We start from the raw sequence: 204 nt of genomic DNA on the forward strand, positions 1-204 counted from the left end.
AGCACCGGCAGGCGTAGCGCCTTGGCTTTGGCCGCGCTCATCAGCAGCACGGCGGCGGCGCCGTCGTTGAGGCTGGAGGCGTTGCCGGCGGTGACGCTGCCGTCCTTCTTGAACGCCGGTTTGAGTTTGCCCAGCGACTCGGCGGTGGTACCGGCGCGCGGCTGCTCGTCGAGGACAAAAGCCAGCGGTTCGCCCTTGCGCTGG

At 69.6% G+C, this 204-nt stretch carries 1 pseudogene; it reads right to left on the reverse strand.

The features are described from left to right. Nucleotides 1–204, reverse strand: a pseudogene (locus ACTV8E_RS20755) (acetyl-CoA C-acetyltransferase); the annotation flags it as partial.

Source organism: Pseudomonas sp. B392_1p (assembly GCF_052245235.1).
In the GTDB taxonomy this organism is placed as follows: Bacteria; Pseudomonadota; Gammaproteobacteria; order Pseudomonadales; family Pseudomonadaceae; genus Serpens; species Serpens gallinarum.